Here is a 24,357-nt window from a genome sequence, read left to right on the forward strand (position 1 = left end):
AAACACACTTCAAGGAGATGCGGATGAAACAGTTTTTGATTGCTCCCTCAATTCTGTCGGCCGATTTTGCCCGCCTGGGTGAAGACACTGCCAAAGCACTTGCGGCTGGGGCGGATGTTGTCCATTTCGACGTTATGGATAATCACTACGTTCCCAATCTGACTATCGGCCCGATGGTACTCAAGGCGCTGCGTAATTACGGCATCACCGCACCGATTGACGTGCACCTGATGGTGAAACCTGTCGACCGTATCGTGCCTGATTTTGCCGCGGCGGGGGCGAGTATCATTACCTTCCATCCGGAAGCCTCTGAACATGTGGATCGCACGCTGCAGCTGATCAAAGAGAACGGCTGTAAAGCCGGTCTGGTCTTTAACCCGGCAACGCCGCTGAGCTATCTCGACTACGTGATGGATAAGCTGGACGTGATTTTGCTGATGTCCGTTAACCCGGGCTTTGGCGGTCAGTCGTTTATCCCTCAGACCCTCGATAAACTGCGTGAAGTGCGCCGCCGTATTGATGAGTCTGGCTACGATATCCGTCTGGAAGTGGACGGTGGTGTGAAGGTGAATAACATTGGTGAGATTGCGGCTGCGGGCGCAGATATGTTCGTTGCAGGCTCAGCCATCTTCGACCAACCGGATTACAAAAAAGTCATTGATGAAATGCGCCGTGAACTGGCAAAGGTAAGTCATGGATAAATTGCAGGCAACCCGGGGTGTAGCATTTGACCTCGACGGCACGCTGGTTGACAGCGCGCCAGGCTTAAGCAGCGCCGTCGACCAGGCGCTGTATGCTCTCGAATTACCCGTTGCGGGCGAAGATCGCGTCGTGACGTGGATTGGTAACGGTGCCGATGTGTTGATGGAGCGCGCGTTGACCTGGGCCCGCCAGGAGCGTGCGTCGCAACGTTCTGCACAGGGAAAACCGAGCGTCGATCACGCCGACATTCCGCAGGAAGAACAGCAGCGTGTTCTGCGTAAACTGTTCGATCGTTTCTATGAAGAAACCGTGGAAGAGGGTAGTTTCCTGTTCCCGGATGTTGCCGAAACGCTGAGTGCGCTTCACGCCAAAGGTATCCCGCTGGGGCTGGTGACTAACAAACCGACGCCGTTTGTTGCGCCACTGCTTGAAGCACTGGATATCGCGAAGTATTTCTCCGTGATTGTGGGCGGCGATGACGTGAAGAACAAAAAGCCGCATCCGGAACCGCTTCTGCTGGTGGCAGGAAAATTATCCTTAGCCCCTGCGGAGCTGCTCTTTGTTGGCGATTCACGCAATGATATTCTGGCTGCCAGAGCAGCGGGTTGTCCTTCCGTTGGATTAACCTATGGCTACAACTACGGTGAAGCCATTACGCTGAGTGAACCGGACGTAGTGTTCGACCACTTCAAAGATTTGTTGCCCGCACTCGGGCTTTCGCACAGTGAACATCAGGAATTGAAAAATGACTAAGCCCATCGTTTTTAGTGGCGCACAGCCGTCAGGTGAATTGACCATTGGTAACTACATGGGTGCGTTGCGTCAGTGGGTAAGCATGCAGGATGACTACCATTGCATTTACTGCATCGTGGATCTCCATGCGATCACTGCGCGTCAGGATCCTGAGAAACTGCGTAAAGCCACGCTGGATACGCTGGCGCTGTATCTGGCCTGCGGTATCGATCCGGAAAAAAGCACGATCTTTGTTCAGTCTCACGTACCGGAGCATGCCCAGTTGGGCTGGGCGCTGAACTGCTACACCTATTTCGGTGAGCTGAGCCGCATGACCCAGTTCAAGGATAAATCCGCGCGTTACTCTGAAAACATCAACGCCGGTCTGTTCGACTACCCGGTACTGATGGCGGCAGATATTCTGCTGTACCAGACCAACCAGGTTCCGGTGGGTGAAGACCAGAAGCAGCATCTGGAACTGAGCCGCGATATCGCTCAGCGCTTCAACGCCATTTACGGTGATGTGTTCAAAGTACCAGAGCCGTTTATTCCGAAGTCCGGTGCGCGCGTGATGTCGCTGCTGGAGCCGACTAAGAAGATGTCCAAGTCCGACGATAACCGCAACAACGTTATCGGTCTGCTGGAAGACCCGAAATCAGTGGTCAAAAAGCTTAAGCGTGCGGTAACCGATTCTGATGAGCCGCCAGTTGTGCGTTACGACGTGCAGAACAAAGCGGGTGTTTCTAACCTGCTGGACATTCTCTCCGGCGTCACTGGCCAGAGCATTCCTGAGCTGGAACAGCACTTTGAAGGCAAGATGTATGGCCACCTGAAAGGTGAAGTAGCAGATGCCGTTTCCGGTATGCTGACTGAGCTGCAGGCGCGTTACAATCTTTACCGCAACGACGAAGCATTCCTGCAGAAGGTGATGAAAGAGGGCGCGGAAAAAGCCAGCGCACGCGCATCTGAAACCCTGAAAGCCGTGTACGAAGCGATTGGGTTTGTCGCAAAACCATAATGCTCTTTTTCCTCTCCCGCTGGGAGAGGGCAAGGGCATCAGGCCGCACAACCCCTGCACTTCACCAAACAAAAAAACCGGGTAATCCCGGTTTTTTTACGCCTGAAAAACGCTTACTGCTGTGCCGCTGGCCCGCAACCACCAATGATCTTCGAAATGGAGATCGCCGGATGTAGCAGATAATCATAGCTGCAGTTATTTTTGGTGTTTTCAACGTGACCGGTGCAGGCGGTAAGGGTCGATAACAAGCCCACCAGAACGGCAGCTTTTGCCAGTTTGAACATACACATTCCTTGTCTTAAACAACGTTATTTGGATGCAATTCGAGGGAATAAATGGAAAAGTTCCATTTTGCGAGCGGTATGTTAACGGTGCAGGTAAGAGGGGGGTAGTCCGTTTAAAGACTACCCCGGGAAGGGAAAATATGAGTTAGTGGTTAGAGAACCAGTTCAGTTTTTCGCGCAGTTCGACGACACGGCCCACAACAATCAGCGCCGGGCTTTCAACTTGTTGTGCCAGGTCACTTAACTGCGTCAGCGCTCCCTTCACCACACGCTGCTTAATGGATGTGCCGTTTTCCACCAGTGCGACGGGCATATCTTCATCCATGCCATGTTCCAGTAGTTTCGCCTGAATCGTAGCGGCCTGGTTCAGTCCCATGTAGAACACCAGCGTCTGTTTTTCAGCGGCCAGGTTGTGCCAGTCCAGCTCGCTGCCGGTTTTCAGGTGGCCCGTCACCAGACGTACGCTCTGGGCGTAGTCACGGTGGGTCAATGGAATGCCGGAATAGGCCGAACAGCCGGACGCCGCCGTAATACCGGGTACCACGGAGAACGGAATGCCCGCGTTGCACAGGGTTTCCAGTTCTTCACCGCCACGCCCAAAGATAAACGGATCGCCACCTTTCAGGCGTACCACGCGTTTTCCTTTTTGCGCTTCCCGCAGCAGGATCTGGTTAATTTCTTCCTGTGGTACACAGTGATAGCCTGCGCGTTTGCCCACAAATACGCGGTCGGCATCCCGGCGCACCAGGTTCATAATGTCATCGGAGACCAGGCGGTCGTAGACCACGATATCCGCCTGTTGGATCTGCTGTAGCCCTTTCAGCGTCAGCAAGCCAGCATCGCCAGGCCCCGCGCCCACCAGTACCACTTCTCCGCGATGATCCAGTGGTTCGGTGAGAAGTTGTTCTGTCGTCTCTTCAACGGCTTTCTGATCCTGATTTGCCAGCGACTGCGCCAGCCTGTCGTTCACAAAGAATTTTTCCCAGAAACGGCGACGCTCGCCGACGGTGGAGAACGTTTTCTTCACGCGGGAACGCAGCTGGCCGGCATAGTGCGCCACCTGGCCGAGATGCTGGGGCAGAACCGCTTCCAGCTTTTCACGCAGCAGGCGAGCCAGCACCGGAGACGTTCCGCCGGACGATACCGCCACCATCAGCGGAGAACGGTCGATAATCGACGGCATAATAAAGCTGGCTTCTTTGGGGGCGTCTACTACGTTACAGAAGATACGGCGGGATTCGCAGGCGTTGCTGACGCGCTGGTTCACTTCATCGTCGTCTGTGGCAGCGATGGTCAGCCAGCAGGTATCGAGCAGGGACTCGTCGAACTCTCCCTGCGCCAGGGTCAGCATTCCAGCTTTCGCCCAGGCGTCAAACTGCGGAGCGAAGGAGAGTGCGTTTACGGTAAGCCGGGCACCTGCCTCTAACAGCAGACGTGCTTTACGTTCAGCCACATCGCCGCCGCCCACAAGCAGGCAGTCGCGATGGCGTAATTGACAGAAAATAGGCAGGTGATCCACGACATTACCTCTTAAGAATGGGCTTTCGCCTGAGCCGTTGCGATGTTTGCCGGAGTCGGACGCTCCGCTTTAGGGGTAGCATACCAGTAACCTAACCCCATAAACACTGCACCTGAAAGAGTATTGCCCAGTGTTACCCACAACAGGTTATGGCCGATACCCGAAAGGGTGAAGGCATCGCTGTGATGGCCGAACCAGGAAAGGGCAAACAACGTCATGTTGGCAACGGAGTGCTCGTAGCCGGAAGCGATAAACGCCAGCAGACACCACCAGATAGCGATGAACTTCGCCGCGCCTTCGGTACGGATTGCCATCCAGATAGCAAGGCAGACCAGCCAGTTACACAGCGCGCCCTTAAAGAACAGCACCATCGCAGGCTGTGTGGTTTTTGCCAGCGCGACGGTGTGTACGATGCTGGTATCAACCGGCAGTAAACTCCCGCCTCCCCAGCTGTACAGCAGTGCTACAAATATGGAACCCAGCAGGTTACCCACCCAGGTCTGAGGCAGAATTGCCCACATCTGTCCGTGGCTGATAGTGCCCGCTTTCACGCCCAGCGTCAGGAACATCGTGTGGCCGGTGAAAAGCTCAGAACCGGCGATGATCACCAGGGTTAAAGCAATACCAAAGGTTGCACCCATGACCAGTGGACGCACGGAAGGGTCGAGCAGATTACCGAGACTGAAAATTAAAATAATCCCCAGACCCACATAGGCACCCGCCATTGCGGAGCTGACCCAGAAGCCGAGCGGATTATTTTGGCTGAGCCGTGCAATGCGCGCAGCGTTAGCCGCACACTTATTAATAGTGTCTGTAAACATGGTTTGATTATCCTGAAAAATAAAAGAAATAGTTTAAAAAAGGGAGGCATTGCGCCTCCCTCAAAATCGTTAACTGCGTAACTGTACTTTGCCATCCTTCACCCGGATGTCGTAATGCTTCACCGAGTGGCTCTCATCTTCCATGCAGTGCCCGTCGCTTAAGCGGAAGCGCTGCTTTTTCAATGGGCTGGCGACCCATAACTCGCCCTGATGCTCTGCAATCAACCCACGGGAGAGCACGCTGGCGTCGAAGAACGGGTCGATATTGCTGATGGCAAAAACCTGTTCATCGTGGCGAGGGCGGAAAATCGCGACCTGCTCTTTACCCAGCAGCGCACAGACGCCGGTTGCTGGCAGGATGTCGTTAATGTTGCAAATGTTTACCCACTGGCTCATGCGTTTTCCTCCACCAGCGTGACCGGAATGCGTTCATAAGGCGTCGCCGGGCGATGCTGTGCGCGCTCAGGCACAACCTGCACGTTCGGGTCGCGCTGGGTGCTGTTGATAAAGTGTTTGAAGCGAGTCTGCGCCGCCGGGGTGTTGACGGTTTCAGTCCACTCGCAAATCACCGCCTCGCGCAGTCGGGCCATCCCGGATTCCAGCTGTTCATTCAGGCCCAGTTTGTTGTCGATGATGACCGATTTCAGGTAGTCGATGCCGCCATCCAGGTTATCCAGCCAGGAGGCGGTACGGGTCAGCTTGTCGGCGGTACGGATGTAGAACATCATGAAGCGGTCGAGATACTGGATCAGCGTATCGTGGTCGAGGTCTGCCGCCAGCAGGTCTGCATGGCGTGGTTTCATCCCACCGTTGCCGCACACGTACAGGTTCCAGCCTTTCTCGGTGGCGATAATACCCACGTCTTTACCCTGTGCTTCCGCACATTCACGGGTACATCCGGAGACACCGAACTTCATTTTGTGCGGCGTACGGATGCCTTTGTAGCGGTTTTCCAGCTCAACGCCGAAGCCTACGCTGTCGCCCACGCCGTAGCGGCACCAGGTGCTGCCCACGCAGGTTTTTGCCATACGCAGCGCTTTGGCATACGCGTGGCCGGTTTCGAAGCCCGCTTCAATCAGCTGACGCCAGATTTCTGGCAGGTCATCTTTCTGGGCACCAAACAGACCGATACGCTGGGAACCGGTGATTTTGGTGTACAGATTAAATTCACGTGCAATACGGCCTACGGCCACCAGCCCTTCCGGAGTGATTTCGCCACCGGCAGAACGTGGGATCACGGAGTAGGTACCGTCTTTCTGGATGTTTGCCAGGAAGTTGTCGTTGGTGTCCTGCAGAGGTGTGTGTTCTGGTTTGAGCACATACTCGTTCCAGCAGGAGGCCAGCAGGGAACCAACCGTTGGTTTACACACTTCACAGCCATAACCCTGGCCGTGTTTTGCCAGCAGTTCGTCGAAGGTTTTGATACCTTCCACGCGGATCAGATGGTACAGCTCCTGGCGAGAGTAAGAGAAGTGCTCGCACAGGTTGTTGTTTACTTCGATGCCCTGTTTCGCCAGCTCGGCGTTCAGTACCTGAGTGACCAGGGGGATACAGCCGCCGCAGCCGGTACCGGCTTTGGTTTCCGCTTTCAGGGCCGCAACGGTGTGGCAGCCTTTGTTGATGGCAGAAATCAACATGCCTTTGGTGACATCGAAGCAGGAGCAAATCTGCGCGCTGTCTGGCAGTTTATCTACGCCGATAGACGGCTTACCGCTGGAGGCGTGAGCCGGGAGGATCAGCGCGTCCGGGTTTTCCGGCAGTTCAATGGCGTTCAGCACCAGCTGTAGCAGGTTACCGAAGTCGCTGGTATCCCCGACCAGTACCGCACCGAGCAGGGTTTTGTTGTCCTGGCTTACGATCAGACGCTTATAGACTTCTTTGCTCTCATCGAGATAAACATAGCTGCGGGAGTTTGGAGTGCGACCATGCGCATCGCCAATACCGCCTACGTCCACGCCCAGCAGCTTCAGCTTGGCGCTCATGTCTGCGCCGGTGAAGGCGTTTTCGCTGCCGAGGATATGGTCAACGGCGACCTGCGCCATCTTGTACCCCGGAGCCACCAGACCGTATACGCGGTTATTCCAGCTGGCACATTCCCCGATTGCGTAGATATCCGGGTCGGAGGTCTGGCAGGAATCATTAATCATGATCCCGCCGCGCTGCGCCACGGCCAGACCGCACTGGGTGGCCATTTTGTCGCGCGGGCGAATACCCGTAGAGAAGACAATAAAGTCCACTTCCAGCTCGCTGCCGTCGGCAAAGCGCATCGTTTTACGCGCTTCAGTACCTTCCTGAACGATCTCTTTGGTGTTCTTGCTGGTGTGAACTTTCACACCCATACTTTCGATTTTACGCTTAAGCTGATCACCACCCATGTGGTCCAGCTGTTCAGCCATCAGCATCGGGGCAAATTCGATGACGTGGGTTTCAACGCCGAGGTTTTTCAGCGCGCCAGCCGCTTCCAGACCCAGCAGTCCGCCACCGACGACGGCACCGCGTTTACTGCGGCGGGCACAGTTTTCGATTGCCTTCAGGTCTTCAATGGTACGGTAAACGAAGCAATCCTGGGTTTCCGAGCCTTTAATTGGCGGGATCCACGGATATGAGCCAGTCGCCATGATCAGTTTGTCGTAGAAAACCGTGCGTCCGGCGCTGGAGTGGATCACTTTTTCCTGACGGTTGATGGTGATAGCGCGTTCGCCTACCAGCACTTTTACGCCATGCTTCTCGTAAAACCCTTCACGTACCAAAGAAAGCTCTTCAGCGGTATGGTGGGCGAAGTAGGAAGATAAGTGCACACGGTCGTACGCTTTACGGGGTTCTTCACAAAATACGGTAATATCGAACCGGGCTGCGTCAGCTTTATCGAGAAGATCCTCAATAAAGCGGTGGCCGACCATACCGTTACCGATGATAGCGAGTCTGACTTTGCTCATTTTTGCCTCGATTTCTTTTCTATTACTGCCTACCTTAACGATTCAGCAGAGGCGCTTATTGATGCAAATCAAATACGCCTTCACCTACTACTTAGGTGGTAGATTGCTGATTTGTCAGGATTTTTATAAGTTATAGAAATCACAGGCTTTTCGTTGTCGTCGATTTTGTGTACCAATCAGGGTGCTCATTTTTAAAAATGGGTACTCCTAAATTTCAGCCGCATTTTTCGGGGGAAAGGTATGTCTACAACACCGCTTTGGCTGGTTCAGAATGTTCGTTTACCGGGTCGTGATGGGCTGTGGCAACTTGCCATTGAGAACGGTCGTTTTGGTGATATCACGCCAATGGACGATACCCGCGCCGAAAGTTACGAGATCTTAAATGCCCGTGGAGGGCTCGCGATCCCGCCGTTTATTGAGCCGCATATTCACCTCGATACCACCCAGACGGCGGGTGAGCCGAACTGGAATCAGTCCGGCACGCTCTTTGAAGGCATTGAGCGCTGGGCCGAGCGCAAGGCGCTGCTCAGCCACGAAGATGTGAAGGCGCGTGCCTGGAAGACGCTGAAGTGGCAAATTGCTAACGGTATCCAGTTCGTCCGTACTCACGTGGATGTTTCTGACCCGACGCTCACCGCGCTGAAGGCGATGCTGGAGGTGAAGCAGGAGGCCGCGCCGTGGGTCACGCTGCAAATCGTGGCGTTTCCGCAGGAAGGTATCCTCTCCTACCCGAACGGCGCGGCGTTGCTGGAAGAGGCGTTAAAGCTGGGGGCGGATGTGGTGGGAGCAATCCCGCATTTTGAGTTCACCCGTGAGTATGGCGTGCAGTCGCTGCACATCGCCTTTGCACTGGCAAAGAAATATGACCGTCCGCTGGATATTCACTGCGATGAAATCGACGATGAACAGTCCCGATTCGTGGAGACGGTGGCGACGCTGGCGTATGAGGCGGGTATCGGCCCGCGTGTGACCGCCAGCCACACTACCGCCATGCACTCCTATAACGGCGCTTACACTTCGCGGCTGTTTCGTCTGCTGAAAATGTCGGGTATTAACTTTGTGGCGAACCCGCTGGTGAACATTCACCTTCAGGGTCGCTTTGACGACTATCCGAAACGCCGGGGCATTACCCGCGTGAAAGAGCTTCAGGAGGCGGGGATTAACGTCTGCTTCGGTCATGATGATGTCTTTGATCCGTGGTACCCGCTTGGCACCGGCAATATGCTGCAGGTGCTGCATATGGGGTTACACGTGTGTCAGATGATGGGCTATCCGCAAATCGACAGCGGCCTGAATCTGATTACCCATAACAGTGCCCGAACCTTTGGTCTGAGCGATTACGGTATCGGGACGGGGAACCCGGCAAACCTGGTTATTCTGCCTGCGGAGAGTGGGTTTGAAGCGGTGCGTTGTCAGGTTCCGGTACGCTGGTCGATTCGTCAGGGGCGCATTATCGCCACCACGCAGCTGGCGCAGACCTGGATCCAAATGGATAGCGGGGGAGAAGAGGTGAGCTTTGCCAGAAACAGCCCCTCTGCTGAGAGCAAAGGGGCGTCGGAGGATTAGTGAGAAGCCGCTGCCGCGCCGTGCTGGCGGTGGCGGGTCACAAAACCGAGAACGAAGCACATAATGAACACCACAGCGTAAAGGCCGTTAGCCGTGTGCAGTGCAGCCAGCGGGCCGCTGTGGGCCACAATCGGGCCGGTGACCACGAAGGTCAGCATGGTGCCGATGGTGCCACAGGTCAGCACGAAGTTAACCAGTTTTGGCGAGGCCACTTTGGTTTGCAAAGAGCCCAGGGTGATGATCGAGGTGTAAATCGCGCTGGAGAAGAAGCCCAGGGTCAGAATGAACCACGGCATGTGTTCCGGGGAACCGTTGATGAACAGATACATCAGTACGGTTGCCATCCCTGCCAGCACGGTCAGAATGCGCTGCAGGTCGAAGAAGCGCAGGATGAAGCTAAACGCCCACATGCCGAACATGTAAGACATCCAGAAATCGCTTACCAGTTTGCCTGCGTCATTCAGGCTCATGCCCAGACCTTTGGCGTATTCCGGTACCCAGGAGATAAAGCCCAACTGGCCCAGGATGTAGCACAGGGCGGCGATGGAGAGGAACAAGACGCCGATGCCCCACTTTTCTTTCGCGACAGGTTCAGCCGTGGTCTGTGCTTTTTTGCCCAGAACCGGGAATTCGCAACCGAAGGTCAGAATAAAGATCGCCACGTAGACCAGGCCGATGCAGGCATACACCCAGTACCATTCAATGCTGCGCGCCAGCAGAACGGCAGCGACCATCGGGAAGATCATCCCGGCCATGCTGAAGAAGGAGTCGGTAAACAGCAGACGCGCGCCGCGCTGACGGCCTTCATACATGTGGGTGATGAGGAACGTCCCGATAGACATCGTGATCCCACTCACCAGGCCAAGTACGAACATGGCGGCAGAGAACAGGGCGATGCTGTGGCTTAACATCAGGCCTGCCACGGCGGCGAGCATGAGCACAAAACCAAAACGCAGCTGCGTTTTCAGTGGCACGATTTCCATCAGCCAGGCGTTCAGGAAGATGGAGATCAGGATCCCCGCGTTGAGGAAGGTGAAGGTGTTACTCATGCTGGAAACGGGCAGCTGGAAGTAGTCTGCGATATTTCCCATCACCATCCCGGTGACGATCACCAACGCGCCAGTCAGGGCGTAGGAGAAGAAGCTGATCCATGTGAGCTTGATGCGATTGCTGTTAGTCATGTCTGGCCTGTTCAAAGTAAAATAAAACGCATCGACTGCGTTTGAGCGGGCAGATTTTAGTCGCGAAAGTGATCTATTTAAATCTTTTCCAGAAAATTAGATCTTCGTTACAATATTTTATGTGATGTGAATCACATCTTTTACTGGTGTGTTCAATCGTTTGCGTGGTTACAACTGTTTCAATTTCGTAAAATTAGGTAAAAGGCTGGCCTCGGTTCATACTGCTCTTTAGAATCAGACCATTCGCTTTCTATACTGCGCTTTGTTAAGGAATTCTCATGCTCAAATCAACACTGGCGGCTGTCGCAGCTGTGTTTGCTCTTTCTGCCGTTTCCCCTGCTGCGCTGGCAGCAAAAGGAGACCCTCACGTCTTGCTGACGACCTCTGCCGGGAATATTGAGCTGGAACTGAATAGCCAGAAAGCTCCTGTTTCTGTGAAAAACTTCCTCGACTACGTGAACAGTGGTTTCTACAACAACACCACGTTCCACCGTGTGATCCCAGGCTTTATGGTGCAGGGCGGTGGCTTTAACGAGCAAATGCAGCAAAAACAGCCGAATCCACCCATTAAGAACGAAGCGGACAACGGCCTGCTGAACAAACGTGGCACCATCTCTATGGCGCGTACTGCAGATAAAGACAGCGCCACCAGCCAGTTCTTCCTGAACGTTGCAGACAACGCCTTCCTCGACCACGGTCAGCGTGACTTCGGTTATGCGGTCTTCGGTAAAATTGTGAAAGGAATGGATGTCGCCGATAAGATCTCTCAGGTACCTACCCACGACGTTGGCCCATACCAGAACGTGCCGTCAAAACCGGTGGTTATCCTCTCAGCCAAAGTTCTGCCATAACTGTCTTTGACACGGGCACGCTTCGCCCGTGTTATTTAGCCCTCCCTGCGAAAGCGCGTTTTGCTGCTTATACTTGTGGCAAACGGACACATTCAGGGAGGCGTTAAGTGAAAAAACTCACCGACAAGCAAAAATCCCGTCTCTGGGAACAGCAACGTACTGTGAATTTTCAGGCCAGCTGCCGCCTTGAAGAGGGTAATGGTCCTTCTGCCTCTCTCATCGGGACGCTGCCGCTTGGGCCACATGCGCCCGGGTTGCCCCATCTGTGCGCCATTCACTACCATCTCTATCACGGACTCGTGGAGAATGCAGGCAAGTACCGTCGCGTCGATATTTCTAAGGGCGATATCCTGTTTTGCCACTTTGACTACATCGAGAAAGCCGGTAACGAATTGATGGAAAAACTGGAAAATGAAGGTTATCTGGTGGGATGTGGAAAAGAGGCGTTTATTGCCAGGATCAGCCACTACTATTGTGAAATTAACATGCTGCATCCTTTTATGAGCGGTAATGGTATTGCACAGCGCATTTTCTTTGAACAACTGGCTATCCACGCCAGTTACTTGCTGGACTGGCGCGATATCGATCCGGCCCACTGGAAGCGTGCCAATCAGAACGGAGCAATGGGGGATTTGACGGCCCTGAGCGCGATCTTTCGCAAAGTGGTGAGCGAAGCACGGGAAACTGAGTAGAATAGAGCGGCCTTTTTGTTCTGGAGCCGCCATGATCCTGCTGATTGATAACTACGATTCCTTCACCTGGAACCTTTACCAGTATTTCTGCGAACTGGGTGCAGAGGTCGTTGTTCGCCGTAATGACGACATCAGCCTGGCAGAGATTGAAACGCTGGCCCCGCAGAAAATTGTCATCTCGCCAGGGCCGTGTACCCCGTCGGAGTCCGGTATCTCTCTGGACGTTATCCGCCACTATGCGGGTAAGCTACCGATCCTGGGCGTCTGCCTGGGTCATCAGGCCATTGCTCAGGTCTTTGGTGCGATCATCGTTCGCGCGGCCACAGTGATGCACGGCAAAACGGCACCGGTTACCCACACGGGTACTGGCGTGTTCACGGGGTTAAATAATCCGTTAACCGTCACCCGCTACCATTCTCTGGTCATTGATCCGCCAACCCTGCCCGTCTGTTTTGACGTGACTGCCTGGAGTGAAACACAGGAGATCATGGGGATTCGCCACCGTGAATGGGATCTTGAAGGGGTGCAGTTCCACCCGGAGAGTATTCTGAGTGAACAGGGCCACCAGCTGCTGGCGAATTTCCTTAATCGCTGAATATCTATTGCCTTGTTGTGATTTTTTATGCATATTTTGTGATTATATTTTCACAATCGATGTGACATAAAATGGATGGTCATGACATGGCAACTGAACAACCAGCAATCACCCGCGCAACATTTGATGAAGTCATTCTGCCAATTTATGCACCGGCTGAGTTTATCCCGGTGAAAGGAAAAGGCAGTCGCGTCTGGGATCAGCAGGGTAAAGAGTACGTAGATTTCGCCGGTGGGATTGCGGTGACGGCGCTGGGTCATTGTCATCCTGCGCTGGTGGAGGCGCTGAAAACTCAGGGAGAAACCCTGTGGCACACCAGCAACGTCTTTACCAACGAACCGGCTTTGCGCCTGGGGCGTAAGATAATCGATGCGACGTTTGCTGAGCGTGTGCTGTTTATGAACTCTGGCACTGAAGCCAACGAAACCGCATTCAAACTGGCACGTTACTACGCCTCAACGCGTCACAGCCCGTACAAAACCAAAATCATTGCCTTCCATAACGCGTTCCACGGACGCTCACTGTTTACCGTTTCCGTTGGCGGCCAGCCGAAGTACTCCGACGGCTTTGGTCCCAAACCGGCCGACATTATCCACGTGCCGTTTAACGATTTGCACGCGGTGAAAGCGGTCATGGACGATCACACCTGCGCGGTGGTTGTGGAGCCAATTCAGGGTGAAGGTGGCGTCACGGCTGCAACCCCGGAATTTCTGAAGGGGCTGCGCGAGCTGTGCGATGCGCATCAGGCGTTGCTGGTGTTTGACGAAGTACAGAGCGGGATGGGGCGTACCGGCGATTTGTTCGCCTACATGCATTACGGCGTAACCCCCGATATTCTGACCAGCGCTAAAGCGCTCGGCGGTGGCTTCCCGGTCAGTGCGGTGCTCACCACCCAGGATATCGCCTCTGCGTTCCACGTGGGGTCCCACGGTTCGACCTACGGCGGAAACCCGCTGGCCTGCGCTGTTGCGGGTGCCGCGTTCGATATCATCAACACACCTGAAGTGCTTGATGGCGTAAGTGCGAAGCGCGAGCTGTTTGTGAAGCATCTGCAACAGATTGACGACCAGTATGACGTGTTCAGCGAGATCCGCGGTATGGGGTTGTTGATTGGTGCCGAGCTGAAGCCGCAATACAAAGGCCGTGCGCGCGATTTCCTGCATACCGCAGCCCACGAAGGGGTGATGGTGCTTAATGCCGGGCCAGACGTGATGCGCTTTGCGCCGTCGCTGGTGGTGGCAGAGGAAGATATTGAAGAGGGGTTAAACCGCTTTGCCACAGCGGTCGGGAAGATAGTCCGGGGATAACCTCATTGCCCGACGCAATCAATATGGCGTCCGCTTTAACACACGCGTTAGCCATATGCCGTGATGCGGACGCTGACGCCATGCCACCGACGAAATGGTGTGCATGGTGTTCAAATGCCCCAGAATGCGCTGCAAATGCTGCTCCAGGGTGCTCATCGGTCCGTGGGTGAGCGTTTCCGGCGCTTCCAGAATGTTTGCATCTCCCGTTTCTCCCGGCGCGTCATACTCCAGACGCTGCTGACAGCGCTGCAGGGCAATTTCACACGACTGCAAATAGCGTTGTGCCAGATCCGGCGTCAGCATCGTATGCTCGCGTGCGAGCGTGGTCATGGCGTTGATATGCTCGACGATAAACTGGCTGTGGGTCACCCACAGCTTCATGTCTGCCAGATAATTCGAGTTAAAGCCCGGTTCCAGCATGGCCTGGTTAAGGGAGTTAAACAGGGCATTATGTGCCTGATTAACCCTCATTCGCTGGTACGCCAGCGGGGAGGGTTGCGGGTCGTCGCTCAGTATTAAGCGGATCGCCTGCTGGTCTGCTTCCAGTGCATCATGGGCGTTCTGCCTGAGTAACCCGCTTTGCCATTGCGGCCACAGCCAGACCATGCCGCCAAAAGCAATCAGACAGCCAATCAGCGTATCCACCAGCCTGGCAATAATAAACTGTTCGCCGTTCAGCGTGAGTAGCTGCAGGGTATACACCGCAGTTACGGTAAAGCCCACCATCGCCCAGCCGTAGTTCTTGCGGATGATCAGATAGCTCACCAGCGTTATCGCCAGCATGCCCACCAGCGTATACCCTTCCGGGACGTGAAAGTGTAGCGTCACGCCTGCAATAATCAGCCCCGCCATTGTACCGCCCGCCCGGTGCAGAATACGCACCCGCGTTGCGCCATAACCGTTCTGCGTGACAAACAGTATGGTCATTAAGATCCAGTACGGTTTCGGCAGATGCAGCGCCACACCCATCAGGCTGGCGATGCTGAGCATGACGCTGATCCGCGCGGCGTTGCGCAGGGCGGCGGATTTCAGGGATAAATAGCTTTTGAGGGCAGGCAGTAGCGGCAGACGCTTTTGTTTATCGGCCATCAGGTCGCGTGAATAGAGTGGCCGCTGGGTGCGTAGCACGCGCGCGATGCGGCTGAAATGCCATGCGGCAAACTGCCCGACCGGGTTATCCGCATGCTGACGGGCAATTTTTTCCAGCGCACCGAGCTGTTTGTCCATGTTGAAGCGCGTCGGGTAGCGGTGATACAGAATATCGTCCGCCAGCACGCGAAGGCGCGCGGCAACGGTTTGCGCGTTCCAGCGGATCACCGCTTCTGCGTGGCTGCGCTCGACCAGCTTCTGCACCTCCTGCGGCTGATGCAGGCTTACCGAGATATGCTCCTGCAGATCCAGCCCTACCTGGAATATGCGCAGCAGCCGTTTGTACTCATGGTTTTTATTGGCGGCGAGCATATGTAGCTGTTGGTAACACTGGCTGATGAGATCCACCACTTTTTGCTGGCGTGCCAGCAGCGGCGGCAGTGATTTTTCCGGATCGGTGTGCTGGGTGAGCAGGGTGTACTTTGCTTCACAGTAATCCGCCAGCAGGATATAGAGCAGGCTCAGGGATTCGCGCAGCGGCTGTTCCCGCCACATCCAGAACCAGAACCAGTTAAACAACCCGTACCATAGCGTGCCGAGAGCGTAGATCAGCAGCGGCTCCCACACCGGCATATTACCCGCGAGGCTAAGGGTAAAGATGGCCGCAATCAGCGAGGCAGGCAGCAGGCGGGCATGCAGTGAGCTGATTTCAGCCGTTACTCCCAGCGTCATCGCCAGCACGGTTAAAATCAGCGGCAGCGGGATATCGCGGGTCAGCAGGAGTTGCACGGCGAGGCTACAGCCAGCAAACAGGCAGCCACCAATAATCAGACGTTTGAAAAATCGCTTATGGGGCGTGTCCAGACCGGCGATGTTGCAGCAGGCGGGAACGAGAGAAAACAGCAGACCCTGTTGAAGGTGTCCGAGGATCAAACCCACGGCCACAGGAAGGCACAACACCAGCGTTTGTCGCAGTGCATAGTTAACTTCCGGGTGGTAGATCAGCCTGCGCCACATGGGGGAATAGAGACAAAAACGGCGTGACACCTTGCGATGACACGCCGTTTGGCCGGAATTAACGGGTTCCGTAAACCACGATGGTTTTACCGTGCGCGGAGATCAGATTCTGGTCTTCCAGCATTTTCAGGATACGACCCACTGTTTCACGAGAGCAACCGACGATCTGACCAATTTCCTGACGGGTGATTTTAATTTGCATACCGTCCGGGTGGGTCATGGCATCTGGTTGTTTCGCCAGGTTCAGCAGCGTCTGCGCGATACGACCGGTCACGTCGAGGAAGGCAAGGTTGCCCACTTTCTCAGACGTAACCTGCAGACGGCGAGCCATCTGGGAAGAAAGACGCATCAGGATGTCCGGGTTAACCTGGATCAACTGACGGAATTTCTTGTAGGAAATTTCAGCCACTTCACATGCTGTTTTTGCACGAACCCAGGCACTACGTTCCTGGCCTTCTTCAAACAGGCCCAGTTCGCCGATGAAATCGCCCTGGTTCAGATAAGAAAGGATCATCTCTTTCCCTTCTTCATCTTTGATCAGCACTGCCACCGAGCCTTTGACGATGTAATACAACGTTTCCGCTTTTTCACCCTGGTGAATCAGCGTGCTCTTCGATGGGTACTTATGAATGTGGCAATGAGACAAGAACCATTCGAGAGTCGGGTCTGTTTGCGGTTTGCCAAGCACCATGCGCTGTTATCCTCTGTTATAAGCTGTCTCCAGAGTCATAAATCGCATCCTGACTCTGGGGTTGCAATCGAATTCTTACCCATACCTGGGAAGTCGGCTGTCGTAACGTTTCGCAGCCAGTAAAGTTTGATGTCCTCTGCATACATGTGTAACGTCAATGTATTACTGTAGCATCCTGAGTGTTTTAGCATAGCTTTCGCCGCGTGTCTCCTGGTGTCTCGCTTCAGCATGACGCAGGTCGCCTTCCATTGCGAGAAATGTAACGCGCGCGTAATCTGTCACCAAAAATGCAACGTTGGAGTTAAGGAATATATGCAAGCGCGTGTGAAATGGGTTGAAGGTTTAACGTTCCTGGGCGAATCCGCTTCCGGGCACCAGATTTTGATGGATGGTAACTCCGGCGATAAAGCGCCAAGTCCAATGGAGATGGTGCTGATGGCCGCTGGTGGATGCAGTGCCATCGACGTGGTGTCGATTTTGCAAAAAGGCCGTCACGACGTGACCGGCTGCGAAGTCAAGCTCACGTCCGAACGTCGCGAAGAGGCACCGCGCCTGTTTACGCACATCAACCTGCATTTTGTTGTTACTGGCACAGCGCTGAAGGACGCGGCGGTATCACGCGCGGTCGATCTTTCGGCTGAAAAATACTGCTCTGTGGCGTTAATGCTGGAGAAAGCGGTAAAAATCACGCATTCGTATGAAGTGATTGAGGCGTGAAGTCGGGGGCATCGTGCGCGTAGATGCCCTCACCGTAACCCTCTCCCACGGGGAGAGGGGACATGATTACGCGATCTGCTTCCCTTCCATCAGCCGCTGCACCAGTGGTGTCATGATTAACTCCATCGCCAGCCCCATTTTTCCACCGGGTACCACCAATGTATTCATGTGCGAAATAAACGAGCCTTGCAGCATCGCCAGCAACCACGGGTAATCAATGCCTTCGAGATTGCGGAAATGGATAACCACAAAGCTCTCATCCAGCGACGGAATGCTTTTGGCGGCGAACGGGTTGGAGGTATCCACCGTCGGCACACGCTGGAAGTTAATATGGGTACGGGAAAACTGTGGCGTCAGGAAGTTGATGTAATCTTCCATTGAGCGTACCACCGAATCCATCACCGCCTCACGCGAATGACCGCGCTCGCTGATGTCACGCGTCAGTTTCTGTATCCACTCCAGGTTAACGATCGGTACCACCCCGACCAACAGATCCACATGACGTGCGACGTCGTGCTGCGGCGTGACCACGCCACCGTGCAGCCCTTCGTAAAACAGCACGTCGGTAGGTTCCGGCAGTGGTTGCCAGGGGGTAAAGGTTCCCGGCACCTGGTTCCAGGGAACGGCTTCGTCGTAGGTATGCAGATATTTGCGGGATTGCCCTTTGCCGGTCTGGCCATATTCAAGAAAGGTTTGCTCCAGCAGACCGAAATCGTTGGCCTCCGGGCCGAAATAACTGATGTGTTTGCCGAGATCGCGCGCCTTGCGGATGGCCATGTCCATCTCCGGGCGCGTGTAGCGGTGAAAGCTGTCGCCTTCAACTTCTGCCGCCCGTAAATTCAGCTGAGCGAAAATTTTGCGAAAGGCGAGGCTGGTGGTGGTGGTGCCCGCACCACTCGAACCCGTTACGGCAATAACCGGATGTCTGGCAGACATAGCAACTCCCTGACTGGAAAGGTTTAAAGGTCAGCCGTGAAACGCGTTGCGGGGCATGATATTGACCGTTTCATGCAGTTCAGACCATACCAGCACCACGTCGCCGCTTTTGAGCTGGCGCTTTACATCGCTGACCTTTTGTTCAAGCGAACGTTCATGTTCACCATAATCGGTGCCTTCACGCAATACAAAGCTTTCAATCAGATTATCGAGCGTTTCGGGAGACAGATCCTGCCAGGGGATGATCATTTTGCACCGTCCAGATAAGCGGTTAACCAGTCAGGAATGCGCGCCTCCAGCCACATTTTCGGGCGACGTAACGTGCCGCCGACAAACCCCACGTGACCGCCATGTTCGGTCAACTGATAGTGAACGTTGTCAGGCAAAAATTCCTGCGCCGGTATTGAGTGATGATCCATGAACGGGTCATCTTTGGCATGAATGATGAGCGTCGGCTGAGTGATTTTGCTCAGCAACGGCATCGCGCTGCACTGGCGATAGTAGTCAATTGCGTCGGCAAAGCCATGAATTTTGGCGGTGATCAGATCGTCGAATTCGCGAATACGGCGCACCTTTTTGAGCTGACGCAAGCTGACCGGCAAGGTATCCGGATAGGCCTTCAGTTTACGCGCTGCATTGGCTTTCAGCAGATTGAGCAGATAACGCTGATACACCCGGGAAAACCCTTTTTCCATATGGTAGCTGCACTGTTCCAGCATGAAGGGGGCAGAGACAATTACGGCTGCGTCCAGCGGGACCGTTTCACCCTCTTTTGCCAGCAGGCAGGCCAGCATATTTCCGCCCAGCGAATACCCTACGGCCGCCGTTGGCACCGTACCAAAGTTCTCTCTCAGCCATTGTAAAAACCAGGTGCCGTCTTCCGTTTCACCCGAGTGGTAGATACGCTTCTGGCGATTTGGCTCGCCGCTGCATCCGCGAAAATGCATGACCACGCCGAGCCAGCCACGGTCTTTCGCGGCCTGGATTAATCCGTGCGCGTAAGGACTGTACAGACTGCCTTCCAGACCATGAAACACCACCAGGCGGGGTTTATGTCTGGCCTGCTCCGGTTCTTCGCTCCAGGCGAGATCCAAAAAGTCACCGTCCGGCAAATCCAGGCGTTGCCAGTGTGGGGTGAACTGCACCTTGCGGCGGATCAGGCGCGGCAGCATGGTCTGCAGGTGGCGATTCGCCACACCGCGCATGGGCACAAACTCTGCGCTCTCTTCAACGGCGAGGTCGAAGTCTGATGGAATGATTTGAGTCATAACGATGCGATGCTAATTCTTGTCAGTTATTTACTATAATCGCTTCCAGTTGTTCCTGCGCATCCAGCCATGCCATCTCACACTCTTCGAGGTTGGATTTGGTTTTCGCCTGGGTTTGCAGGCAGTCAGTCAGCTCGGCTTTGCGGCTCTGGTCATACAGTCCGCTGTCGCCCAGCTTCTCTTCAACGGTGGCGAGCATAGCATTGAGTTTTTCCATCTCTTTTTCGAGACGGGCGATCTCTTTACGCAGCGGCTGTGTCTGGGTGCGAAGTTCCGCTTCACGGCGCTTCTGGTCTTTACGTGCCTGTGCGCTGTTGGCGTTATCCTTCGCGGACTCTTCCGGCTGGTTTTCCTGCTTTTGCACATCTGTCAGCCACTGCTGATAATCTTCCAGGTCGCCGTCGAACGGTTCGACTTTGCCATCGTGGACTAAGTAGAGGTCGTCGGTGGTGGAGCGGATCAGGTGGCGATCGTGCGAGACGACAACCAGTGCGCCTTCGAACTCGATCAGCGCTTCGGTCAGTGCCTGACGCATGTCGAGGTCCAGGTGGTTCGTTGGTTCATCGAGCAGCAGCAGGTTCGGGCGCTGCCAGACAATCAGTGCCAGTACCAGGCGAGCTTTTTCGCCGCCGGAGAAGCGCTCGGTGTTTTCGGTGACCTTATCGCCCTGGAAGCCAAAACCGCCGAGATAGTCGCGCAGCTTCTGCTCCATTTCCTGTGGGGCCAGCCGCGCCAGGTGCTGAATCGGGGATTCATCCGCGCGTAAAAATTCCAGCTGATGCTGGGCGAAGTAGCCAAGCTTGATGCCCTTCGCCAGCCCGATTTCACCGCTGACCGGGTTAAGCTCGCCTGCCAGCAGTTTGATCAGCGTCGATTTACCGGCACCATTACGCCCCAGCAGACCGATACGTGAACCCGGCACCAGGTTGAGCTTGATGGAGTCGAGGATGATGCGATCCCCATAGCCAGCGCTGACCTTTTCCATCTTCAGCAATGGGTTGGGCAGACTCTCCGGCTCGCGGAAATTAAAGTGGAACGGGTTATCCACGTGTGCCGGGGCAATCATCTCCATGCGTTCCAGCATCTTGATGCGGCTCTGCGCCTGTTTGGCCTTCGATGCTTTGGCCTTGAAACGGTCAACAAAGCTTTGCAGGTGTGCCACACGCTGCTGCTGGCTCTCATACATGGACTGCTGCTGAGCAAGGCGCGTCGCGCGCTGGCGCTCGAAAGAACTGTAGTTACCGGTGTACTCGAACATCGTTTGCTGTTCGATATGAATGATTTTGTCCACCACCGGGTCGAGGAAGTCGCGGTCGTGGGAGATCAGGATCAGCGTGCCCTGATAGCTTTTCAGCCACTTCTCCAGCCAAATAACCGCATCGAGATCGAGGTGGTTAGTCGGTTCATCGAGCAGCAACAGGTCGGAACGGCAGATCAGTGCCTGCGCCAGGTTAAGGCGCATACGCCAGCCGCCCGAGAAATCGCTAACCGGGCGTTCGAGCTGCTCGTTGCTAAAGCCCAGACCGTGCAGCAGGCTGGAGGCGCGGGAGCGGATAGTCCAGGCATCGATGGCATCCAGCTTGCCGTGAACGGTGGCAATCGCGTGACCGTCGTTACGCTCGTTGGCAGCATTGAGTTCCGCTTCCAGCTTACGGTATTCACGGTCGCCGTCGATAACATAGTCGAGTGCCGGTTCACTCAGCGCAGGCGTCTCCTGGTTGACCCATGCAAGCTGCCAGTTCCCGGGGAAGGTAAAGTTACCGCCATCGGCACTTATCTCGTTTTTCAGCAGCGCCAGCAGGGTGGATTTACCGCAGCCGTTTTTGCCAACCAGGCCCACTTTCTGACCCGGGTTGATGGTGGCTGTGGCGTTGTCCAGCAGGACGCGCACGCCGCGACGAATTTGTAACGAGGAAAAAACAATCATAGAAGCGCCGTATGTTCCGACTATGTTAATTTGTCATTATGATAATGTAAGGTGTGGATCATTTTCCCCACCGGGCCGTCATGGTAGCCCAAAACGACAACGATACACAAAAACAGAAACAGAACCGGGAGGGGAGTGATGTCTCAGACAGCAAAAGTGCTGCTGCTGTATGCCCATCCGGAATCTCAGGACTCGGTGGCGAACCGGGTGCTGCTTAAGCCGGCGACTCAGCTCAGCAATGTGACGGTGCACGATCTCTACGCGCACTATCCTGATTTCTTTATCGATATTCCCCATGAACAGGAACTGCTGCGCCAGCATGACGTGATTGTGTTCCAGCATCCGCTCTATACCTACAGCTGTCCGGCATTGCTGAAAGAGTGGCTGGACCGCGTGTTAAGCCGGGGTTTCTCCAGCGGAGTGGGGGGCAACCAGCTGGCGGGAAAGTACTGGCGTAGCGTCATTACCACCGGTGAGCCAGAGAGCGCTTACCGCTATGACGGGCTGAACCGTTATCCGATGAGCGATATCCTGCGGCCATTCGAACTGACGGCGGCGATGTGCCGTATGCACTGGATGAGCCCGATTATTATCTACTGGGCGCGACGTCAGGATCCAAAGGAGCTGGCAAGTCATGCCCGGGCCTATGGCGAATGGCTGGCATCGCCGATCCCGACAGGAGGTCGCTGATGGAAGGATCGAACCTGCTGCTGGCGGGCGTGCTCTTTTTATTTGCCGCCGTGGTGGCCGTACCGCTGGCGTCGCGTATTGGCATCGGTGCGGTGCTCGGGTATTTGCTGGCGGGAATTGCGATTGGCCCCTGGGGGCTTGGGTTTATCAGTGATGTGGATGAAATTCTCCACTTCTCCGAGCTGGGCGTGGTGTTCCTGATGTTCATCATCGGCCTTGAGCTGAATCCGTCTAAATTGTGGCAGCTCCGGCGTTCCATTTTTGGTGTGGGTGCGGCACAGGTGCTGTTCAGTGCCACCATTCTGGCTGGTCTGTTGATGCTGACTGATTTCGCCTGGCAGGCGGCGGTGATTGGTGGGATAGGTCTCGCAATGTCCTCGACGGCGATGGCACTGCAGCTGATGCGTAACAAAGGGATGAACCGCAGTGAGGCGGGTCAGTTGGGTTTTTCGGTACTGCTGTTCCAGGATCTGGCGGTGATCCCGGCGCTGGCGTTGGTACCACTGCTGGCGGGTTCAGGCGGCGATCATTTCGACTGGGTGAAAGTCTCCATGAAGGTGCTGGCCTTTGCCGGGATGCTGATTGGCGGACGTTTTTTACTGCGCCCGGTGTTCCGTTTTATTGCTGCGTCTGGCGTGCGCGAGGTGTTTACCGCCGCGACGTTGCTGCTGGTGCTCGGTTCGGCGCTGTTTATGGATGCGCTGGGGCTGTCGATGGCGCTCGGTACGTTCATCGCTGGGGTGTTGCTTGCCGAGAGTGAATATCGTCATGAGCTGGAGATTGCCATTGATCCGTTTAAAGGGCTGCTGTTAGGACTGTTCTTTATTTCGGTGGGCATGGCGCTCAATCTCGGCGTGCTCTATACCCATCTGCTGTGGGTGGCCGTGAGCGTTGCGGTGCTGATGGCGGTTAAAACACTGGTGTTGTATGTACTGGCACGCATTTACGGGCTGCGTAGCTCAGAGAGAATGCAGTTTGCCAGCGTGTTAAGCCAGGGGGGAGAATTTGCGTTCGTGCTGTTCTCCACGGCATCGTCCCAGAAGCTGTTCAAAGATGACCAGATGGCGCTGCTGCTGGTGACGGTCACGCTGTCGATGATGGCCACGCCGCTGTTGATGAAGCTGGTGGATAAACTGCTGTCGCGGCGGTTTAACCCGGCAGAAGACGAAGATGAAACCCCGTGGGTGGAAGATGATAAGCCTCAGGTGATTGTCGTGGGTTTTGGCCGCTTCGGACAGGTGATTGGGCGTTTATTGATGGCGAACAAAATGCGTATCACGGTGCTGGAACGTGATATCAGCGCGGTAAACCTGATGCGAAAATATGGCTACAAGGTTTACTACGGTGATGCGACGCAACTTGAACTGTTGCGTTCCGCCGGGGCTGAAGCGGCAGAATCCATCGTCATTACCTGTAATGATCCAGAAGATACGATGAAGCTGGTGGAGTTGTGTCAGCAGCATTTCCCGCACCTGCATATTCTGGCGCGCGCACGGGGACGTGTGGAAGCTCACGAACTTTTGCAGGCGGGTGTGAAACACTTCTCCCGCGAGACGTTTTCCAGTGCGCTGGAACTGGGACGCAAGGCGCTGATTTCGCTGGGCATGCATCCCCATCAGGCCCAGCGTGCGCAGATGCATTTTCGCAGGCTCGATATGCGGATGTTGCGTGAACTGATGCCGGTGCATACCGACACGGCGCAGATTTCTCGTGTGCGGGAAGCGCGTCGTGAGCTGGAAGAGATTTTCCAGCGCGAGATGCAACAAGAACGACGCCAGCTGGATGGCTGGGATGAATTTGAATAAAGGGTAACGAAAG

At 55.0% G+C, this 24,357-nt stretch carries 23 protein-coding genes; 11 read left to right on the forward strand and 12 right to left on the reverse strand.

Annotated elements, in window-relative coordinates:
- Positions 1-23: 23 nt before the first annotated feature.
- Genes rpe through trpS form a run of 3 tightly spaced genes read left to right on the forward strand, consistent with a single transcriptional unit; the run spans position 24 to position 2,452 of the window.
- Positions 24-701 carry a ribulose-phosphate 3-epimerase gene (gene rpe, locus ACHHZ6_RS10530; RefSeq protein ID WP_003861634.1) on the forward strand — a complete coding sequence of 226 codons (678 nt, stop codon included), beginning with the start codon at positions 24-26 and terminating at the stop codon, positions 699-701.
- Complete coding sequence (gene gph / locus ACHHZ6_RS10535; RefSeq protein ID WP_182272881.1) at positions 694-1,455, forward strand: phosphoglycolate phosphatase; 762 nt, start codon at positions 694-696, stop codon at positions 1,453-1,455. The genes rpe and gph overlap by 8 nt, the downstream gene beginning before the upstream one ends.
- Positions 1,448-2,452, forward strand: coding sequence for a tryptophan--tRNA ligase (gene trpS / locus ACHHZ6_RS10540; protein ID WP_182272880.1), 1,005 nt, complete (start codon positions 1,448-1,450; stop codon positions 2,450-2,452). The genes gph and trpS overlap by 8 nt, the downstream gene beginning before the upstream one ends.
- Before the next feature lie 113 nt (positions 2,453-2,565).
- Here the strand turns inward: trpS and ACHHZ6_RS10545 are convergent, their stop codons facing one another.
- From ACHHZ6_RS10545 to nirB, 5 genes are all read right to left on the reverse strand, one after another.
- Entirely contained in the window at positions 2,566-2,736 is a 171-nt protein-coding gene (locus ACHHZ6_RS10545; RefSeq protein WP_182272879.1) for a YhfL family protein, read from the reverse strand.
- Between the two features lie 145 nt (positions 2,737-2,881).
- Entirely contained in the window at positions 2,882-4,255 is a 1,374-nt protein-coding gene (gene cysG / locus ACHHZ6_RS10550) for a siroheme synthase CysG (protein ID WP_182272878.1), read from the reverse strand.
- Positions 4,256-4,266: 11 nt separating this feature from the next.
- Positions 4,267-5,076 carry a nitrite transporter NirC gene (gene nirC, locus ACHHZ6_RS10555; protein WP_395122191.1) on the reverse strand — a complete coding sequence of 270 codons (810 nt, stop codon included), beginning with the start codon at positions 5,074-5,076 and terminating at the stop codon, positions 4,267-4,269.
- 69 nt (positions 5,077-5,145) lie between these two features.
- A complete protein-coding gene (gene nirD / locus ACHHZ6_RS10560) occupies positions 5,146-5,472 on the reverse strand; it encodes a nitrite reductase small subunit NirD (protein WP_182272876.1) in 327 nt (108 codons plus the stop codon).
- The gene (nirB, locus tag ACHHZ6_RS10565; protein ID WP_395122192.1) at positions 5,469-8,012 is read right to left on the reverse strand and encodes a nitrite reductase large subunit NirB; all 2,544 of its coding nucleotides are present in this window, start codon (positions 8,010-8,012) and stop codon (positions 5,469-5,471) included. The genes nirD and nirB overlap by 4 nt, the downstream gene beginning before the upstream one ends.
- A 240-nt stretch (positions 8,013-8,252) precedes the next feature.
- Here nirB and ACHHZ6_RS10570 point away from each other — a divergent pair, with 240 nt between their 5' ends.
- Positions 8,253-9,578, forward strand: coding sequence for a cytosine deaminase (locus tag ACHHZ6_RS10570; protein WP_182272874.1), 1,326 nt, complete (start codon positions 8,253-8,255; stop codon positions 9,576-9,578).
- Here the strand turns inward: ACHHZ6_RS10570 and tsgA are convergent.
- Positions 9,575-10,759 (reverse strand): MFS transporter TsgA, encoded by a 1,185-nt coding sequence (gene tsgA / locus ACHHZ6_RS10575; RefSeq protein WP_182919046.1) that lies wholly within the window; start codon positions 10,757-10,759, stop codon positions 9,575-9,577. The genes ACHHZ6_RS10570 and tsgA overlap by 4 nt on opposite strands.
- Positions 10,760-11,037: 278 nt before the next feature.
- Here tsgA and ppiA point away from each other — a divergent pair, with 278 nt between their 5' ends.
- From ppiA to ACHHZ6_RS10595, 4 genes are all read left to right on the forward strand, one after another.
- Positions 11,038-11,610, forward strand: coding sequence for a peptidylprolyl isomerase A (ppiA, locus tag ACHHZ6_RS10580; protein WP_023309471.1), 573 nt, complete (start codon positions 11,038-11,040; stop codon positions 11,608-11,610).
- Positions 11,611-11,717: 107 nt separating this feature from the next.
- Positions 11,718-12,302, forward strand: coding sequence for a putative adenosine monophosphate-protein transferase Fic (locus ACHHZ6_RS10585; RefSeq protein WP_182919045.1), 585 nt, complete (start codon positions 11,718-11,720; stop codon positions 12,300-12,302).
- Positions 12,303-12,333: 31 nt separating this feature from the next.
- Positions 12,334-12,897 (forward strand): aminodeoxychorismate synthase component 2, encoded by a 564-nt coding sequence (pabA, locus tag ACHHZ6_RS10590; protein WP_395122193.1) that lies wholly within the window; start codon positions 12,334-12,336, stop codon positions 12,895-12,897.
- Between the two features lie 86 nt (positions 12,898-12,983).
- Entirely contained in the window at positions 12,984-14,204 is a 1,221-nt protein-coding gene (locus ACHHZ6_RS10595; protein ID WP_395122194.1) for an aspartate aminotransferase family protein, read from the forward strand.
- 18 nt (positions 14,205-14,222) lie between these two features.
- Here the strand turns inward: ACHHZ6_RS10595 and ACHHZ6_RS10600 are convergent, their stop codons facing one another.
- Entirely contained in the window at positions 14,223-16,310 is a 2,088-nt protein-coding gene (locus tag ACHHZ6_RS10600; RefSeq protein WP_395122195.1) for a YccS/YhfK family putative transporter, read from the reverse strand.
- A gap of 58 nt (positions 16,311-16,368) precedes the next feature.
- Positions 16,369-17,001: a cAMP-activated global transcriptional regulator CRP gene (gene crp, locus ACHHZ6_RS10605; protein ID WP_000242758.1), complete on the reverse strand. Its 633-nt coding sequence runs from the start codon at positions 16,999-17,001 to the stop codon at positions 16,369-16,371.
- Positions 17,002-17,313: 312 nt separating this feature from the next.
- On the opposite strand from crp, the gene ACHHZ6_RS10610 reads away from it, so the two are divergent.
- A complete protein-coding gene (locus ACHHZ6_RS10610) occupies positions 17,314-17,718 on the forward strand; it encodes an OsmC family protein (RefSeq protein ID WP_182272869.1) in 405 nt (134 codons plus the stop codon).
- A gap of 66 nt (positions 17,719-17,784) precedes the next feature.
- On the opposite strand, the gene ACHHZ6_RS10615 is transcribed toward ACHHZ6_RS10610, so the two are convergent.
- From ACHHZ6_RS10615 to ACHHZ6_RS10630, 4 genes are read right to left on the reverse strand one after another with little or no spacing between them, the layout of a single operon-like run.
- On the reverse strand, positions 17,785-18,654 hold the full coding sequence (locus ACHHZ6_RS10615; protein WP_182272868.1) for a phosphoribulokinase: 870 nt from the start codon (positions 18,652-18,654) through the stop codon (positions 17,785-17,787).
- Positions 18,655-18,684: 30 nt separating this feature from the next.
- A complete protein-coding gene (locus tag ACHHZ6_RS10620; protein WP_006177849.1) occupies positions 18,685-18,903 on the reverse strand; it encodes a YheU family protein in 219 nt (72 codons plus the stop codon).
- The gene (locus tag ACHHZ6_RS10625) at positions 18,900-19,922 is read right to left on the reverse strand and encodes a hydrolase (protein ID WP_395122196.1); all 1,023 of its coding nucleotides are present in this window, start codon (positions 19,920-19,922) and stop codon (positions 18,900-18,902) included. Before ACHHZ6_RS10625 ends, ACHHZ6_RS10620 begins: the two co-directional genes overlap by 4 nt.
- Before the next feature lie 22 nt (positions 19,923-19,944).
- Positions 19,945-21,849, reverse strand: a complete 1,905-nt coding sequence (locus ACHHZ6_RS10630) for an ABC transporter ATP-binding protein (protein WP_196390559.1) — start codon at positions 21,847-21,849, stop codon at positions 19,945-19,947.
- A gap of 138 nt (positions 21,850-21,987) precedes the next feature.
- On the opposite strand from ACHHZ6_RS10630, the gene kefG reads away from it, so the two are divergent.
- Together kefG and kefB are read left to right on the forward strand one after the other, a co-directional pair.
- A complete protein-coding gene (gene kefG, locus ACHHZ6_RS10635) occupies positions 21,988-22,539 on the forward strand; it encodes a glutathione-regulated potassium-efflux system ancillary protein KefG (RefSeq protein ID WP_182272865.1) in 552 nt (183 codons plus the stop codon).
- Positions 22,539-24,344 (forward strand): glutathione-regulated potassium-efflux system protein KefB, encoded by a 1,806-nt coding sequence (kefB, locus tag ACHHZ6_RS10640; protein ID WP_182272864.1) that lies wholly within the window; start codon positions 22,539-22,541, stop codon positions 24,342-24,344. The genes kefG and kefB overlap by 1 nt, the downstream gene beginning before the upstream one ends.
- Positions 24,345-24,357 lie beyond the last annotated feature (13 nt).

The sequence above is a fragment of the Enterobacter cloacae complex sp. 2024EL-00214 genome (genome assembly GCF_043945575.1).
GTDB classification, from domain to species: domain Bacteria; phylum Pseudomonadota; class Gammaproteobacteria; order Enterobacterales; family Enterobacteriaceae; genus Enterobacter; species Enterobacter cloacae_P.